This window comes from Oceanihabitans sediminis (genome assembly GCF_003337215.1).
Classification (GTDB): Bacteria; Bacteroidota; Bacteroidia; order Flavobacteriales; family Flavobacteriaceae; genus Oceanihabitans; species Oceanihabitans sediminis.
The window spans coordinates 585,198-602,485 of sequence record NZ_QPIG01000001.1 but is presented as its reverse complement, the minus strand read 5'-3'; the positions used below and the strand labels follow the sequence as shown (position 1 = coordinate 602,485).

18 protein-coding genes are annotated in these 17,288 nt (G+C 32.5%); 17 read left to right on the top strand and 1 reads right to left on the bottom strand.

From position 1 onward, the window contains the following. Window positions 1-35 precede the first annotated feature (35 nt). A complete protein-coding gene (locus tag DU428_RS02715; protein ID WP_243633437.1) occupies window positions 36-1,055 on the top strand; it encodes a glycosyltransferase family 9 protein in 1,020 nt (339 codons plus the stop codon). A gap of 74 nt (window positions 1,056-1,129) precedes the next feature. Here the strand turns inward: DU428_RS02715 and DU428_RS02710 are convergent, their stop codons facing one another. Beyond that, on the bottom strand, window positions 1,130-2,188 hold the full coding sequence (locus DU428_RS02710; RefSeq protein WP_113965741.1) for a ferredoxin--NADP reductase: 1,059 nt from the start codon (window positions 2,186-2,188) through the stop codon (window positions 1,130-1,132). 96 nt (window positions 2,189-2,284) lie between these two features. On the opposite strand from DU428_RS02710, the gene DU428_RS02705 reads away from it, so the two are divergent. The 16 genes from DU428_RS02705 to DU428_RS02630 all read left to right on the top strand — a co-directional run bounded on the left by DU428_RS02705 (window position 2,285) and on the right by DU428_RS02630 (window position 17,267). Further along, window positions 2,285-3,763 carry a DUF5687 family protein gene (locus DU428_RS02705; protein WP_113965740.1) on the top strand — a complete coding sequence of 493 codons (1,479 nt, stop codon included), beginning with the start codon at window positions 2,285-2,287 and terminating at the stop codon, window positions 3,761-3,763. 11 nt (window positions 3,764-3,774) lie between these two features. After that, complete coding sequence (locus DU428_RS02700; RefSeq protein WP_113965739.1) at window positions 3,775-4,482, top strand: ABC transporter ATP-binding protein; 708 nt, start codon at window positions 3,775-3,777, stop codon at window positions 4,480-4,482. A gap of 149 nt (window positions 4,483-4,631) precedes the next feature. Beyond that, a complete protein-coding gene (gene porW, locus DU428_RS02695; RefSeq protein ID WP_317047493.1) occupies window positions 4,632-7,211 on the top strand; it encodes a type IX secretion system periplasmic lipoprotein PorW/SprE in 2,580 nt (859 codons plus the stop codon). 15 nt (window positions 7,212-7,226) lie between these two features. Continuing rightward, window positions 7,227-7,649: a bactofilin family protein gene (locus DU428_RS02690; protein ID WP_113965738.1), complete on the top strand. Its 423-nt coding sequence runs from the start codon at window positions 7,227-7,229 to the stop codon at window positions 7,647-7,649. Next, entirely contained in the window at window positions 7,606-7,854 is a 249-nt protein-coding gene (locus tag DU428_RS02685) for an AtpZ/AtpI family protein (RefSeq protein ID WP_072347913.1), read from the top strand. Before DU428_RS02690 ends, DU428_RS02685 begins: the two co-directional genes overlap by 44 nt. Further along, window positions 7,847-8,218, top strand: a complete 372-nt coding sequence (locus tag DU428_RS02680) for a DUF6168 family protein (RefSeq protein ID WP_113965737.1) — start codon at window positions 7,847-7,849, stop codon at window positions 8,216-8,218. The genes DU428_RS02685 and DU428_RS02680 overlap by 8 nt, the downstream gene beginning before the upstream one ends. Window positions 8,219-8,355: 137 nt before the next feature. Continuing rightward, window positions 8,356-9,468 carry a F0F1 ATP synthase subunit A gene (atpB, locus tag DU428_RS02675; protein WP_072347915.1) on the top strand — a complete coding sequence of 371 codons (1,113 nt, stop codon included), beginning with the start codon at window positions 8,356-8,358 and terminating at the stop codon, window positions 9,466-9,468. 106 nt (window positions 9,469-9,574) lie between these two features. Beyond that, window positions 9,575-9,763, top strand: a complete 189-nt coding sequence (gene atpE, locus DU428_RS02670) for an ATP synthase F0 subunit C (RefSeq protein ID WP_072347917.1) — start codon at window positions 9,575-9,577, stop codon at window positions 9,761-9,763. Window positions 9,764-9,863: 100 nt separating this feature from the next. Then, the gene (locus tag DU428_RS02665; RefSeq protein WP_072347919.1) at window positions 9,864-10,364 is read left to right on the top strand and encodes a F0F1 ATP synthase subunit B; all 501 of its coding nucleotides are present in this window, start codon (window positions 9,864-9,866) and stop codon (window positions 10,362-10,364) included. Between the two features lie 67 nt (window positions 10,365-10,431). Then, a complete protein-coding gene (atpH, locus tag DU428_RS02660) occupies window positions 10,432-10,968 on the top strand; it encodes an ATP synthase F1 subunit delta (protein WP_072347921.1) in 537 nt (178 codons plus the stop codon). A 6-nt stretch (window positions 10,969-10,974) separates the two neighbouring features. Next, entirely contained in the window at window positions 10,975-12,555 is a 1,581-nt protein-coding gene (gene atpA / locus DU428_RS02655) for a F0F1 ATP synthase subunit alpha (RefSeq protein WP_072347923.1), read from the top strand. 105 nt (window positions 12,556-12,660) lie between these two features. Continuing rightward, a complete protein-coding gene (gene atpG, locus DU428_RS02650) occupies window positions 12,661-13,521 on the top strand; it encodes an ATP synthase F1 subunit gamma (protein WP_113965736.1) in 861 nt (286 codons plus the stop codon). A 115-nt stretch (window positions 13,522-13,636) separates the two neighbouring features. Further along, the gene (locus DU428_RS02645) at window positions 13,637-14,173 is read left to right on the top strand and encodes a hypothetical protein (protein ID WP_072347927.1); all 537 of its coding nucleotides are present in this window, start codon (window positions 13,637-13,639) and stop codon (window positions 14,171-14,173) included. Window positions 14,174-14,236: 63 nt separating this feature from the next. Next, entirely contained in the window at window positions 14,237-15,664 is a 1,428-nt protein-coding gene (locus tag DU428_RS02640; RefSeq protein WP_072347929.1) for an oligosaccharide flippase family protein, read from the top strand. A 43-nt stretch (window positions 15,665-15,707) separates the two neighbouring features. Further along, the gene (gene dut / locus DU428_RS02635) at window positions 15,708-16,142 is read left to right on the top strand and encodes a dUTP diphosphatase (RefSeq protein WP_072347931.1); all 435 of its coding nucleotides are present in this window, start codon (window positions 15,708-15,710) and stop codon (window positions 16,140-16,142) included. Window positions 16,143-16,247: 105 nt separating this feature from the next. Then, window positions 16,248-17,267, top strand: coding sequence for a nucleotidyltransferase family protein (locus DU428_RS02630; protein ID WP_072347933.1), 1,020 nt, complete (start codon window positions 16,248-16,250; stop codon window positions 17,265-17,267). Window positions 17,268-17,288 lie beyond the last annotated feature (21 nt).

The following is a 17,288-nucleotide window of genomic DNA, read 5'->3' as shown; positions in this document are numbered from 1 at the left end:
TTCCTGCGAAAGCAGGATTTTCTTTTTATAATTATATGCCCAAAAAATCTAAACATATACTTGTTATTAGGCTTTCTGCAATGGGAGATGCTGCAATGACAGTTCCTGTGTTGCGAGCATTTACGCAACAACACCCCGATGTAAAAATTACTGTTTTAACACGTGGGTTTTTTAAACCGTTTTTTAGAGGTTTAGCAAATGTTTCTGTTTTTTCTATAGATTTAAAAGGAAAGCATAAAGGTGTTTTTGGACTTTATAAACTTTCAAAAGAATTAAAAAAACTAGATATTGATGCTGTTGCAGATTTGCATAACGTATTACGAACTAATATTCTGAAAGTATTTTTCTTCGGAAGAAAATTTATACAAATAGATAAGGGTAGGGCAGAAAAGAAAGCTTTGGTTTCTGGTAAATCTTTTCAGCAATTAAAAACAACTCACGAGCGTTATGCCGATGTTTTTAGAAAATTAGGTTTCTCTTTAGATTTATCAAATCCGGAGTTTCCAAAGCGTGTAACATTAAGTTCTAAAACATTAGAAATTACTGGTACAGATACTCGAAAATGGATTGGAATTGCGCCTTTTGCTGCACATGAGAGTAAGATGTATCCACTAGATTTAATGGAAGAAGTTATCGAATCTCTTTCAAAAGACTATAAAGTATTGCTTTTTGGTGGCGGTAAAAGAGAAGTTGAAATTCTTAATGGGTTTCAAGAGAAAAATGATAATGTCATAAATCTAGCAGGTAAGTTAAATCTAGAGGAAGAGCTAGATGTGATTTCTAATCTAGATATAATGCTTTCTATGGATTCTGGAAATGCACACATGGCTGCCATGTTGGGAAAAAAAGTAATTACCGTTTGGGGAGTTACGCATCCTTACGCAGGATTTGCACCTTTTAATCAGCCAGCAGAATATGCTTTACTTGCAGACAGGGAAGCCTTTCCTTTAATACCAACTTCGGTTTATGGGAATAAATTCCCGGAAGACTATGTAGATGCAAGCAGAAGTATTCCTCCAAAAAAAATTATAGATACCATTAATAATATTATATAACTTGTTGTTTGCTCAATAAGAAATAAAAAAAGCCTACTCGTTGGAGTAGGCTTTTTTATTAAGCTTGTTTTCTGTTAAACATCATCGTAATCGATAACGATTTTAGATGTGGTAGGCTGCGCTTGACAAGTTAAAACTAAACCTTCTGCTAATTCGCTTTCGGTTAAAATATTATTTTGTCTCATAGTAGCTTCACCTTCTTTTATTCTAGCAATACAGCTACTGCAAATTCCGCCTTGGCAAGAATAAGGAGCGTCTATATCTTCATCTAAAGCTGCTTCTAGTATAGATTGTTTTTGCGACATTGTAAATGTGAAGTCTTCGTCATCTACCGTAATAGTGATTTCTGTGCTTCCTGAAGCTACATTAGAATCTTCTTCAATTGCTTCTTGTTTTGCCGCCTTAAAAAGTTCAAAATGAACTCTGTCATTTGGAATTTCATGTTCTGATAAAACATCCTTCACAGTATGTATCATAGCTTCTGGTCCGCAAAGATAAAAAGCATCTACTTCTACGTTTTTATGTTTGTTTTTCATGACATAATTCACCGTGCTTTTTTCAATTCTACCAAAAATAGAATCTTCTTCATCTGCCTGGCTAAATACAAATTGTATAGAAAAACGATCTTTATATGTGTGTTGTAATTCTAACAGTTCGTTTAAGAACATGGTGTCTTTTGTAGTTTTGTTTCCGTAAACAAGAATTACTTTACTGTTAACTTCTTCTTCTAAGGCACATTTTATAATGCTTAAAACAGGAGTGATTCCGCTTCCAGCAGCAAATGCAGCAATGTTTTTAGTGATTTTATCGTTTGGTGTGAAAACAAATCTTCCTTTAGGTGAAGCTACTTCTAGCGTATCTCCAATTTGTAATTTATTGTTGGCATAGGCAGAAAAGGTTCCGTCTTCTACCTCCTTAACAGCAACTTTTAATTCGTTGCTTTTTGGTGATGAGCATAAAGAGTAATCTCTTCTTACTTCGTGTCCTTCAATAGTAGTTTTTAGAGTTATATATTGACCTGCTTTAAATGAAAAAGCTTCTTTTAAGTCTGCAGGAACATTAAAAGATATACTTACAGCTTTATCTGTTTCTCTATGTATATTTTTAACCGTTAATTTATGAAAATGCGACATAAGTTTTTTTTGTAAAAATAATAAACATAATTAGTATTTGCATTTTGTTTGTAACAAAATGGGCTTTAATATTACTTATGTGTAAAACCCAACCAAATGATAAAACATTTTTTAGATTTAGAGTGGAAGCAATTTACTAGGTCTGCCAGTTTTGGTAAGAGTGTTGCACTTAAAATAATTATGGCATTTTTTGCCTTATATTTTATTGCCATGTTTTTAATTTTAGGGGTAGCCATGTATCCTTTATTAAAAGAAACATTACCGGAAAAAGATCCTTTTGTCGTTTTTAATGGTTTTATTTTCTTTTGGATTTTAGGAGATTTAGTACTTCGTTTTTTCTTTCAGAAATTACCAGTAATGAGTGTAAAGCCATTGCTAACGCTTCCAATAAAACGAGAAAAAGTGGTAAATTTTGTTTTAGGAAAATCGGCTTTATCCTTTTTTAATTTCCTGCCTTTGTTTGCTATCATTCCATTTGGAATAACACTTATTGTGAATGATTATGATGTTTCAAGCATTGCGTTTTGGATGCTTGCAATGGTGCTAATTACTCTTATTATTAATTATTTGAATTTTATAATTGAAAGCTTAACCGCAGAAACCGAATTAGCTTTTTTGCCTATCATAATTGTTGCAGGTTCCCTTTTTGCTTTAAACCATTTTGAAATTATAAACTTTGCAGATGTTTTATCTAACGGAATTCTAGCAATTGCTAATAATCCGCTTTTTATTCTTGTGCCAATAGCAATTTTGGCTGTTGTATATTACTTCAATTTTAAAATCCTTCGTAAGAAGCTGTTTTTAGATAGTTCTTTAAAATCTAAAGTTCAAGAAGTGCATGCTTCTAATATGGAATGGACAAGGTTTTTTGGAGATGTTGCACCTTTTATGCAACTAGATTTAAAATTAATTTGGAGAAATAAACGACCAAAATCTTCTCTAATGTTGATGGTATTTGGGGTTTTATATGGTTTATTCTTTTACCCTAATCCGGTTTATCAAGACATGGAATTCTTATTTGCCTTTGTCGGAATATTTGTAACTGGAATTTTTCTTATAAACTTTGGGCAATTTATTCCGGCATGGGATAGTGGTTACTATAAAATGCTAATGAGCCAAAATATTAAGTATAAACAGTACTTAAAATCTAAATACACTTTAATGACTATGAGCGTAATTATACTTTTTGTTTTAAGTATTCCGTATGTGTATTTTGGATGGAAAATTTTATTAGCCCATTTCGCAGCCGCTATTTATAATATTGGAGTAAATACCTATGTGATTTTATTGGGCGGCTCTTTCAACAGAAAGAAAATTGATTTAAATCAAAGAGCAGCTTTTAATTTTCAAGGCACAGGTGCGGTACAATGGATTATTGGCTTACCATTATTGATTTTACCAATAGGAGTTTTTGCTCTTGCAAACTACTTTTTCAGCTTTGAGATAGGGATTTTGGTATTAATACTCTTAGGGCTTGCCGGAATTATCTTCCACCAGAAAATAATGACTTTTATTACCAACAAATATCTAGCTTCAAAATATAAAATGATCGATGCTTTCGATCAAGACAACTAAAACTTTACATCATGATAACTACAACAAATCTTACTAAAAAATATAATTCAAATTTAGTTTTAAATATTGAAAACCTAGACATTCCAAAAGGTCAGAGCTTTGGTTTGGTTGGAAATAATGGAGCGGGAAAAACTACTTACTTCAGTCTGTTGTTAGATTTAATTGAGCCAACAACTGGGCATATTAAAAATAATAATATTTTGGTTCATGAAAGTGAAGCATGGAAGCCTTTTACTTCTTCGTTTATTGATGAAAGTTTTTTAATAGGTTACCTTACTCCTGAAGAGTATTTCTATTTTATTGGGGAACTTCGTGGTCAAAATAAAGCAGATGTAGATGCCTTAGTTTCAAAATTTGAAGATTTCTTTCATGGCGAAATTCTAGGTCAGAAAAAATATCTAAGAGATTTAAGTAAAGGAAACCAAAAGAAAGCAGGAATAGTTGCTGCTCTTATAGGTAATCCAGAAGTAATAATTTTAGATGAACCTTTTGCAAACCTTGATCCAACAACGCAAATTAAACTAAAACAAATTATTAAAGAACTAGCACAAGAACAAGGTGTAACCGTATTAATATCGAGTCACGATTTAATGCATATTACCGATGTTTGTGAGCGTATAGTTCTTTTAGAAAAAGGAGAAATAATTAAAGATATAGTTACTAGCGAGGCTACTTTAAAAGAGTTAGAGTCCTATTTTGCAGGAACACAGGCAGTCTAAAAACACCTTCATTTTATAGCTAAATTAAAAAAGATGCGTATTTTTACGTTCTTATGTAATTTTTCGCCATTTCTATTTAAAAAATAGCAACGGTTTTTATAATAATTACCTGAGTTTAAAGTTATTTATTTGATTAAATACACCAACGTTTGAAAACATCTTATAAAATTATATTAGGTATTATAGTTTCTATGACTTTAGTAACTAGCTGTTCTAGAAAAAAGAACACTTTTATTAGTCGAAACTATCATGCTTTAGCTGCTAGAGATAACATTCTTTTTAATGGTTATAATGCGCTAGCTGAAGGTAGAGAAAACCTAAACGCAAACTATACAGATAATTATTGGGAAATTCTTCCGGTAGAGAGAATGCAAATATCAGAAGATGTTACCCTTCCTGGGCAGAGTGAAAATCAGAACTTTACAAGAGCCGAAGAAAAAGCTGTAAAAGCAATTCAAAAACACGGTATGAATATTCAAGGTAAAGAATATAATTACCAAATTGATGAAGCATATTTACTACTTGGTCAAGCACGTTATTTCGATCAACGTTTCGTTCCTGCCTTAGAGTCTTTCAACTATATTTTATACAAATACCCTGCAAGCGATAAAATAAACAAAGCAAAAATTTGGAGAGAAAAAACAAATATTCGTCTAGAAAACGATGAACTAGCTATTAAAAACCTTAAACGTCTTTTAGAACAAGAAACATTAAAAGATCAAGATTTAGCAGACGCAACTGCAATTTTAGCTCAAGCTTATATAAATACACAAGCTCTTGATAGTGCATTAACCCAAATTGATATTGCTTCAAAAGCAACAAAAAGTAATGATGAACGCGGAAGATACAGGTTTATCCAGGGGCAGCTTTATAATGCTTTAGGAGATAAGGACAGTGCAAATATTGCCTTTGATAAAGTCATTGCACTTAACCGAAAAACGCCAAGAGTTTATCATATAAGTGCATATATTGAAAAAGCTAAAAACTTTGATTATAACGAAGGAAACAAATTAGAGTTTTTAGAGCTACTTACAGACTTAGAAGAAAATCGTGAAAACAGACCTTTCTTAGATAAAATATACCATCAAATTGCAGAGTACCATTTAAAAAACCAATCGGATTCTTTGGCAATTTCTTACTATAATAAGTCTCTAAGAACCGATACAAACGATAATGTTTTAAAAGCTAAAACCTACCAAACCTTAGGGGATATGCATTTTGATGTTTCTGAGTATAAAATGGCAGGAGCTTATTATGATAGTACCATGCTGCATATGGTAACAAATAGTAAGCCGTACAGACTTATAAAACGAAAAAGAGATAACCTAGAAGATGTAATTTATTACGAAGACATTGCAAGAAGTAATGATAGTATTTTAAATCTTGTTTCTTTATCTGAAGCTGATAGAATCACATTTTTTGAAGCTCATATTGAAAAACTTAAAGTAGAAGCCGAAAAAGAAAAAGAAAGACTTGCAGCAGCAGAGCGAAGCAAAGGCTTAATTGCTGCAAACAATAACTCTTTCGGTCAAAAACCATCCGGATTATCTAATTTAAAAGGTTCTAGAGGAAATATGCCTCCGGGACAAGGATCTTCGTTTTATTTTTATAACCAAACAACCGTTGCTTATGGTAAAACCGAATTTGCTAAAATTTGGGGAGACCGTGAATTAGAAGACAATTGGAGATGGTCAAATAGCGTAAAAACTGGAACCAATGTAAATACTTCTGTTGCAGAAAGCGTAATTGCTTCCGAAGAAGAATTATATGACCCACAGTTTTACTTAGATAAAATTCCTTCTGATGAAAAGATAATAGACAGCATTGCTAAAGGAAGAAACTACGCATACTATCAATTAGGTTTAATTTATAAAGAGAAGTTTAAAGAATATCCTCTAGCAAAAGATAAATTCAAACAACTTTTAAATAACCAACCAGAAGAAAACTTAGTGCTTCCAGCAAAATATAATTTATTTAAAATCTACGAATTATTAGGTGAGGATGCTGAAGCTAATATTGCTAAAAATGATATTACTACAAACTATCCGGAATCTAGATATGCTGCTATTTTAAACAATCCAGATGCTGCAAATTTTAGCGACGAAGGTAGCCCAGAAAACATCTATAAAAACCTATATACTAAGTTTACAAATCAGGAATATGCAGAGGTGCTTTCTAAGGTAGATGATTATATTACAGCTTTTGAAGCCGAAGAAATAGTAACTAAATTCGAATTCTTAAAAGCAACCACCCTAGGGCGTTATCAGGGTTTTGAAGCCTATAGTAAAGCAATTAATTTTATTGCTCTTAACTATGCCAATACAGAGGATGGACAGCAAGCACAGGAAATATCTGCAAATGTGTTACCTAATCTTGCTGTAAAAGAATTTAAAACAGATAGTACAACTAATAATTATAAAGTACTCTATTCGTTTAATAAAACGAATACGGAAGAGGTGGCTAATTTCACTAAAACCCTTAATGAAGTAGTTGCCAATATCGCTCATTATGATTTAAGCACTTCTATAGATGTGTATAATCCGGAAACTACTTTTGTGGTGGTGCACGGATTGAAAAGTTTAGAAGGAGCAAAAGGATTTGCTTATATATTAAAAGAAAAAGATAGACTTAAAATCACCAAACCTCATATAGCCATATCTTCTCAGAATTATAAAATCGTTCAGATTCATAAAAATTTAGAAGATTATATAGAAAGCCTCAAAGAATAGTAAAAAGTTAATAGCATGTTTTCAGATAACAAAAGAAATAAAAAAACGAACGCAGGATCTTCATCACAAAATATCATAGCCCAAGGAACAAACATCACAGGAGATCTTTCTAGTGAAGGTGATTTAAGAGTTGATGGAACTGTTGAAGGAAATATTCAAACTCCTGGAAAAGTTGTAGTAGGAAAAAGTGGTGTTATAAAAGGAACCTTAAACGGAACAGATGCTTACTTTGAAGGAAAGTTCTCTGGAAAACTAACCTTATTGGGTACGCTTACATTAAAATCTTCAGCATATATTGAAGGAGAAGTTGTAATAGGAAAGTTAGAAGTGGAGCCAGGTGCTACATTTAGTGTAACTTGTAAAATGAAAGGAGCTTTAAAAGATATAAACCAAGGTGAGCGAGAAAAATCCACAAAAAAAACAGCCCAAACAGCTTAATAAGTTTGTTAGGTTTTCATCCATTGCTTTGCAAATGGGTTTAACTATTTATCTAGGAAGTAAGCTAGGGGAGTGGTTAGATGTAAAATTTAACAACACAGACCAATTATATTATAAGGTGGTAACCCTTATTGCTGTATTTGTCTCCATGGGCTCGGTAATATTTCAAGTATTAAAATTAACAAATAAAGATTCTGATGATTAAACGTATTGTGTTTATGCTAATAGCTGTAGTGCTATTATTTGTAATAAGTTATTTCGTTCATATTAACCTTATAAGTATAGATTTAAGTTTCTCACTTTTAGGTGTGTATATATTTCAAGCTATAGCGGTAATAATAATTTATGCAGCAGTAGAGTTTGTGGCAGAGCATTTACCTACCCAAGCAGGTTACACATATCTAATGCTTATGTGTTTTAAAATAGGAACTTTCTTGTTAATTTTTAAATCTACAGTTTTCGAAAACGACGATTTATCTCAAGTAGAACGCGTAGGTTTAGTAGTGCCTTTTCTTCTTTTTTTGTTTTTAGAAGCAGGTGCTATAGCAAAGTTATTAAATAGCAAATAGTTAGAGTTGAAATTTTAGCGATTTTAAGTTTTTGTTGAAACGAAAAAAACTTGATTAAAAAAGGGCTCTCATTTTAAATTATTCCTTACATTTGCACAAAATTTAGGAAAGCTTAATTTCATTAGTTAGAAAATAATATGATGGTAGCAACAAAATCTATCAAGTTTTTAGTAGTATTCGTATTAGCATTAACTTCTTTCACAGCGTTTGCTCAAGAAGAAGTTGTTGAAAATAATTTAGTAGATTCACCTGACGAGATAAGAGAGTTTATTGCTCATCACCTTAAAGATTCTCACGACTTTCATTTATATACAGATAATGCGTCTGGAAAACATTACGGCTTTCCACTTCCTGTTATTGTTTGGACAAGCAACGGATTAAAAACGTTTATGTCTTCAGAATTTCACCACGATGATAATGGTGAGGTTGTTGTGGATAAAGACGGGACTAAAATAGTAAAATACCACACAAAAATATACGAGTTAGACGAAGGAGCAGCTGCACTTTCTTTTGACGAAGCGCACCACCCAACAAACGCGTCTAAAGTAATTGACTTCTCTATTACTAAAAGTGTTTTCGGAATGATATTAACAGGATTGTTAATGTTAATAGGATTTAGCTCTTTAGCTAGAGGTTATAAGAAAGGAAACACGGTTCCTAAAGGTTTTTCTAGAGTATTAGAGCCATTAGTAATTTATGTTCGTGACGAGATCGCAAAACCAAATATTGGAGATAAAAAGTACCGTAAGTTTATGGGCTTCTTGTTAACGGTATTCTTTTTCATCTTTATCTTAAATATTTTAGGATTAACTCCGTTAGGATTTAACGTTACAGGTCAAATAGCAGTTACAGCATGTCTAGCTATTTTCACTATGGTTATTTATTTATTTAGTGGTACAAAAGATTTCTGGGCACATACCTTATGGATGCCAGGAGTACCTATTATATTAAGACCAATATTAGCGGTTATTGAGTTATTAGGTTTTGTAGTTATTAAACCTTTCTCATTATTAGTGCGTTTATTTGCAAATATTACAGCGGGTCACTTCGTAGTAATGAGCTTAATGGCATTAATGGTTTCGCTTAAAGCAGACTTTGGGCCTGTTGCATCTACAGGAATGTCGTTAATATTATCATTGTTTATCATGTTTATTGAGCTTTTAGTTGCCTTTTTACAAGCCTTTATCTTTACGATGTTATCATCGTTATTTATTGGTATGGCGGTAGAAGAGCACGACGAGCATCATTAAAAATTAAGAAAGCTACTTGTAGCATTCATTATATAGTTGAAACACTAAAAGTGTTTAGGCTTAAATTAAGAATTTGTTTAATTAATATTTATAAAACCAAATTAGTATGTACAATTTAATTGGAGCAGGAATTATCGTAATCGGTGGAGGTATCGGTCTAGGTCAAATTGGTGGAAAAGCAATGGAAAGTATTGCTCGTCAACCTGAAGCAGCTGGAAAGATCCAAACTGCGATGATCATCATCGGAGCCTTATTAGAAGGTTTAGCATTCGGTGCGTTAATCCTAGGGAAATAAGAATTTCCCAGTAAAGAAAAAAACAAGTTTCTGCAACGGTTGGTTGCAGAAACTGTTTTAAATTAAACAAAAAAAAGAGAATTTTAATAATCTATATATAATGGAAACTTTATTAAATGATTTTTCGGTAGGCTTGTTCTTTATGCAGGCACTTATCTTATTAATAGTAATTGTATTAATGAGAGTATTCGCATGGAAACCTATTTTAGATGCCTTACAAACAAGAGAAGATGGTATTCAAGAAGCATTAGAATCTGCTGAGAATGCTAAACTTGAAATGCAAAACCTACAAGCTAATAACGAAAAGTTATTAAAAGAAGCACGTGCAGAACGTGAGTCTATGCTTAAAGAAGCGCGCGAGATGAAAGAAAAGATGATCGAGGATGCAAAAACGCAAGCGCAAGAAGAAGCAAACAAAATGGTTTCTAATGCTCAACTAGCAATAGAAAACGAAAAGAAAGCAGCTGTTGCAGAATTAAAATCTCAAGTAGCAAATCTTTCTATAGAGATTGCGGAGAAAGTAGTTCGTGAAGAATTATCTAACAAAGACAAGCAAGCGAAACTTGTAGAGTCTATGTTAAGTGAAGCAACATTAAACTAATTATAAATTAAAACGAAGTCCTTTTCTCTTTTATTTAACGCAAAAGAAAAAGGATTAAAGATAGGCTATGGCAGAATCAAGAGCAGCAATACGTTACGCAAAAGCAATATTAAGCTTAGCTTCAGATCAAAAATTAGCAGATGTTGTTAATAATGACATGCAATTAATTGCTGTAACTATATCAGATAATGAAGATTTAAATGAAGCACTTAATAGCGCTGTAATTCAAACAGAATCTAAGAAAAATATATTACTACAAGTTTTCCCAGATTTAAATGAAGCTACAAAAAAGCTAATAGATGTTTTAGTAACTAACAAAAGAATTAATATCTTAGGCCAAGTTGCTACAAAATATAGTCAACTTTTTGACGAATTAAACGGAAAACAAGTTGCAAAAGTTACTACCGCAATACCAATGACTAGCGATTTAGAAGCTAAGGTACTTGCAAAATTAAAAGAGCTTACTAATAAAAGTGTTGTATTAGAAAGTATTGTAGATGAAAGCATCTTAGGTGGGTTTATATTACAAGTAGGTGATAAACAATACAATGCTAGTATAGCAAATAAATTAAATAAGTTAAAAAGAGAATTTACTTTAAATTAAAATAAAATGGCAGAAGTAAAACCAGCTGAAATTTCAGCAATCTTAAAACAACAACTACAAGGGTTTGAAGCAGGAGCTTCTCTTGACGAAGTAGGAACAGTATTAACAGTAGGTGATGGTATTGTACGTGCATACGGACTTTCTAACGCACAATATGGTGAGTTAGTAGAATTTGATGGAGGTCTAGAAGGAATTGTACTTAACCTAGAACAAGATAATGTTGGTATCGTACTATTAGGACACTCTAAAGTAGTTGCAGAAGGATCTACAGTTAAACGTACAGGACGTATCGCATCTATCAACGTAGGTGAAGGTATTGTTGGTCGTGTAGTAGACACTTTAGGAAATCCAATTGATGGTAAAGGACCAATCACTGGAGAAACTTACCAAATGCCACTAGAGCGTAAAGCTCCAGGAGTAATTTATCGTGAACCAGTAACAGAACCATTACAAACAGGTATCAAGTCTATTGACGCAATGATTCCTGTAGGACGTGGACAACGTGAGTTGGTTATTGGAGATAGACAAACAGGTAAAACAACTGTTTGTATTGATACTATCTTAAATCAAAAAGAATTTTACGATGCAGGTGAGCCTGTATATTGTATATATGTTGCTGTAGGACAAAAAGCGTCTACAGTAGCAAACATCGCTAAAGTATTAGAAGAAAAAGGAGCATTAGCTTACACAACTATTGTTGCTGCAAATGCATCAGATCCTGCGCCAATGCAAGTTTATGCACCAATGGCAGGAGCTGCAATTGGAGAGTACTTTAGAGATACTGGTCGTCCAGCTTTAATTATCTATGACGATTTATCTAAACAAGCAGTTGCATACCGTGAGGTATCTTTATTATTACGTCGTCCACCAGGACGTGAGGCGTACCCAGGTGACGTTTTCTACTTACACTCTCGTTTATTAGAGCGTTCTGCAAAAATCATCAACAACGATGCTATTGCTAGAGAAATGAACGATTTACCAGACAATTTAAAACCAATGGTAAAAGGTGGTGGTTCTTTAACTGCTTTACCAATCATTGAAACACAAGCGGGTGACGTTTCTGCATATATCCCAACAAACGTAATTTCTATTACAGACGGACAAATCTTCTTAGATGGAGATTTATTTAACTCTGGTGTACGTCCAGCAATTAACGTAGGTATTTCTGTATCTCGTGTTGGAGGTAACGCACAGATCAAATCTATGAAGAAAGTATCTGGTACATTAAAATTAGACCAAGCAGCTTTCCGTGAGTTAGAAGCTTTCGCGAAATTTGGTTCAGATTTAGATGCAGTTACTTTAAACGTAATAGAAAAAGGAAAACGTAACGTTGAAATCCTTAAACAAGCAGAAAACGATCCTTATACAGTAGAAGATCAAATTGCAATTATTTATGCTGGATCTAAAAACTTATTAAAAGACGTTCCTGTAGAAAAAGTAAAAGAATTTGAAAGAGATTACATCGAATTCTTAAACAACAAACACAGAGGAATTTTAGATACTCTTAAAGCAGGAAAATTAACTGACGAGGTAACAGATACATTAGTAGCTGTAAGTAAAGACCTTTCAGCTAAGTATAAAGCTTAAAAAATATAGTTTAGAGTTATGAGCAAACAAACTCATAACTCTAAATTTTAAAAGTTAAATTAATGTCACTCTAAGCACAGTCTAAGAGTCTTTATAAAATAAAGAATGGCGAATCTTAAAGAAATACGTAACAGAATAACATCAGTATCTTCCACGATGCAGATTACCAGTGCCATGAAAATGGTATCTGCTGCAAAGTTAAAGAAAGCACAAGATGCTATTACAGCAATGCGTCCTTATTCAGATAAGTTAACAGAGCTTTTACAAAGCTTAAGTGCTACTTTAGAAGGAGATTCTGGAAGTAAATATGCAGAACAACGTGAGGTAGAAAAAGTGTTAATTGTTGCAGTTACTTCTAACAGAGGATTATGTGGAGCATTTAACTCAAACATCATCAAGCAAGTAAACTTATTAACATCAGAAAAGTATGCTAACCAAGAAGTTTCTTATGTAGCTATTGGTAAAAAAGCAAATGATGCTTTTAATAAGACAAACAAAGTTATTGCTAACAACTGTGATATATTTGATGATTTAACTTTTGATAATGTAGCAGAAATAGCAGAAATGCTAATGGAAAAGTTTGTTGCTGGCGAGTTTGATAAAATCGAAATCGTTTATAACAGATTTAAAAATGCAGCTACACAAATTGTAACTACAGAGCAGTTTTTACCAATTGTTCCTATTGAAGGAGAAGCAGATACTAATTCAGATTATATTTTTGAACCTTCTAAATTAGAAATAGTTGAGGAATTAATTCCTAAGTCGTTAAAAACACAATTATACAAAGGAATTAGAGATTCTTTTGCTAGTGAACACGGTGCTCGTATGACAGCAATGCATAAAGCAACAGATAACGCAACAGAATTAAGAGACCAACTTAAGTTAACTTATAATAAAGCGCGTCAAGCAGCTATTACTAATGAAATCTTAGAGATTGTTGGTGGAGCAGAAGCTTTAAATAATTAATAAACTCCTTCACATACAGGATTCTTATAAATACAAAATTAAAACCTCACAATCTGTGAGGTTTTTTTATGGAATACTATTTGATTTATTATCTTTAAAATAACTAATATTCGTTATGAAAATAATCCAAACTAGTTTTCTTTCTTTGACTGTATTATTGTCTTTTGTTACTTTTTTTAATTGTTCTTCGGTTAAACAAAACAATGCAGAAAACAATAATTCCTATAAATATTTAATTCAAGAAAACCCTCCAATAGAAATAACAGAAAGTTACTATCAACATTGGGTTGCAGATGTAAAAGGTGGTGCTTCTGGTATTTATTTACATATTTATGTAAAAGATAATACGAATAATGTTTTACTAGAAAGCGTTTATTTTAGAGGTATGCACGCTAAATTAGAAACAATAAAACCAGGATATGTCGCTAACTTTATCACAGAAGCTAATTATACAAATGATATTATTATGAGTAGCGAGCCTGAATCGGAATATGCTAACCAAATACCATCTAAGGATGAATTTCCCTTTAAATTAAAGGATAATGAGTGTGTAGTTGGATATAACCAACGTAATACCATCAAATATTTTAAAATTAAAAATCTATTTAAAAAACCTATGGAAATATATCCCGCAACCCAACCTGGACAATAAGCAATAAGCATTGCAAAACGTTTATTATTCGTGTATATTTAGCAGAATTAAAAAACAAACTTCTTGAGTGCATTAAAAAAGTTCTTTAAAGACACCATCATTTATGGTCTAGCAACTGTGTTACCTAGACTTATGAACTTTATTTTAGTTCCTCTTCATACCAAAACTCTAGGAACTGTAAGCTATTCCGATAATACTACTTTTTACGTTTACGCAGCTTTTTTCAATGTGCTTCTTACCTATGGAATGGAAACAGCTTTCTTTAGGTTTTTTAGTAAAAGTGAAGATAAACAGAAAGTTTTCTCTACGGCTTTAATTAGTTTAACGGTAACTTCCTTATTGTTTTTAGGTGTTGTTTTTTCTTTCAATCAACAACTAGCAGCATTAGTAAACCTCGATCAAACATATTTTAATTTATTAGTCGGAGTTTTAGTGCTAGATGCTCTTGTTGCAATTCCTTTTGCATACCTAAGAGCCACCGGAAGGCCTATTAAATTTGCTTCTATAAAAATTGCAAACATTATTATAGTTGTACTTCTTAATTTCTTCTTTTTATGGGCTATTCCTAAATACGGCATCAATTACCCGGAGTACGATAGTGCAGATTTAGTGAAGTATATTTTTATCGCAAACCTTGTTGCTAGTATTGCTACATTTTTATTGTTAATACCATATTTCTTAAGAACAAAACTACAATTCAGTATCCCTATATTTAAGCAACTTTTAAACTATGGCTGGCCTATAATGGTGGCAGGTATGGCATATGTAATTAATGAAAATTTTGATAAGTGGTTACTTCCAAGTGCATTAGGAAAAGATATAAATGGTGCTTATAGCGGTTGTTATAAGATTGCTGTATTTATGACTATTTTTATTCAAGCGTTTAAACTAGGTGCAGAACCATTTTTCTTTAATCATGCGCAAGAGAAGAACGCCAAGCAAACCTATGCAACCATCATGAAGTACTTTGTGATTTTTGGTAGCGCCATGCTTGTGTTTATTATAGCTTACTTAGATATCTTTAAAGAGTTTATTGTTAGAGATGAAAGCTATTGGCTTGCAATTGAAATTGTACCTATCGTTTTATTGGCAAATCTGTGTTTGGGAATATATTTCAATCTTGCAATTTGGTATAAACTTACAGATAAAACACGCTACGGAATGTACTTGTCTATTGTTGGTGCAATAATTACCATTGTCTTCAATATAGTAATGATAGAGCAAATAGGTTTTATTGCAGCTGCCTGGGCAACCTTATTAGCTTATGGAGCAATGATGGTGCTATCTTATTATATTGGTCAAAAACACTATCCAGTTCCTTATAACTTAAAAGCTATATTAGGCTATTTGCTTTTAGCGGTTGCTCTTTCAGTAATTGCCTTAAACACAAATGCTAACTATTATCTAAATACCGCTTTAGTTTTATTATTTTTGACAATAGCTTTGCTAGTAGAAAAAAAAGAGCTAAAAAGAATGTTTATCAATAGATAATTTATATACTAGGAAGAATAGTTTAAATTGAAATTAGAAGTAAATGAAAATTAAAATAATTAATAAATCTAGTCACGCATTACCTAACTACGAAACTATAGCTTCAGCAGGAATGGACTTAAGAGCGAATATTCAAGAGCCAATTATACTGAAGCCATTAGATAGAACAATTGTTAAAACAGGTTTGTTTATAGAATTACCTATAGGTTTTGAAGCACAAGTAAGACCAAGAAGTGGCTTAGCTGCTAAAAAAGGAATTACTGTATTAAATGCTCCTGGAACCGTAGACGCAGATTACAGAGGGGAAATAGGAGTGATCTTAGTAAACCTTTCAAACGAAGACTTTACAATTGAAAATGGAGAGCGTGTAGCACAATTAGTAATAGCAAAACACGAAAGAGCAGAATGGGAAGAAGTTTCAGAACTTTCTGAAACCGATAGAGGTGCAGGTGGTTTTGGGTCTACTGGAGTTAAATAAATTCCTACGAACCTAGCAATCTCTAATTCAATAAAATTGAAACTATGGTATATATACCATGACAATTAAAGCAACAACTAAATAAATATCGAATCACATTAAAATATGAAAATAATAGTACCAATGGCAGGACGAGGTTCTCGTCTTCGTCCACATAGTTTAACAGTTCCAAAACCATTAATTCCTGTAGCAGGACAACCAATTGTACACCGATTAGTAAAAGATATTGCTAAGGTTTTAAAACAACCTATAGAAGAAATAGCTTTTGTTTTAGGGGATCCAGCTTGGTTTGGTGATGATGTAGTTAAAAGCTTAGTAGCATTAGCAGAAAGCCTTGGAGCAAAAGCGTCTATTTACAGACAAGACCAACCTTTAGGAACAGGTCATGCAATCATGTGTGCAGAACCTTCTCTTTCCGGACCAGCAGTTATTGCTTATGCAGATACTTTAATCCGTGCAGATTTTAACTTAGACCCTGAAGCAGATGCGGTAATTTGGACAAAAATTGTTGAGAATCCTGAGGCTTACGGAGTAGTAAAATTAAACGCCGAAGAGAATATCACAGAGCTTGTTGAAAAACCAGAGAACTTTGTTAGCGATCAAGCGGTAATTGGTATTTATTATTTTAAAGATGTAGCTGTTTTAAAAGGGAAACTTCAAGAAATTTTAGACGAAAACATTACCAATGGAGGCGAGTACCAAATCAATGATGGTATTTTACGAATGATGGCCGAAGGGAAAGTTTTCAAAACAGGAACCGTAGATGAGTGGATGGACTGTGGAAACAAAACCGTTACCATTGAAACCAATACAAGAATGCTTGGTTTCTTAAAAGCAGATAACGAAGAGCAATTAATTGCAGATTCTGTAAGCTTAGAGAACTCAAAAATCATAGAACCTTGTTATATCGGTGAAAATGTAAAACTCGTAAACGCTACAGTTGGACCAAATGTATCTATAGGAAACAATTGTACTATCGAAAATGCTAGCATTAAAAACAGCTTAATACAAAATAATACCAGTATCAGAAACGCTAAGCTAGATGAAGCAATGATTGGTAATCATGTAAAGTATAACGGCGAATTCACTAAAATAAGTATTGGTGATTATTCTATTTTGGAATAACTATTGCTTCCTACTTTAATT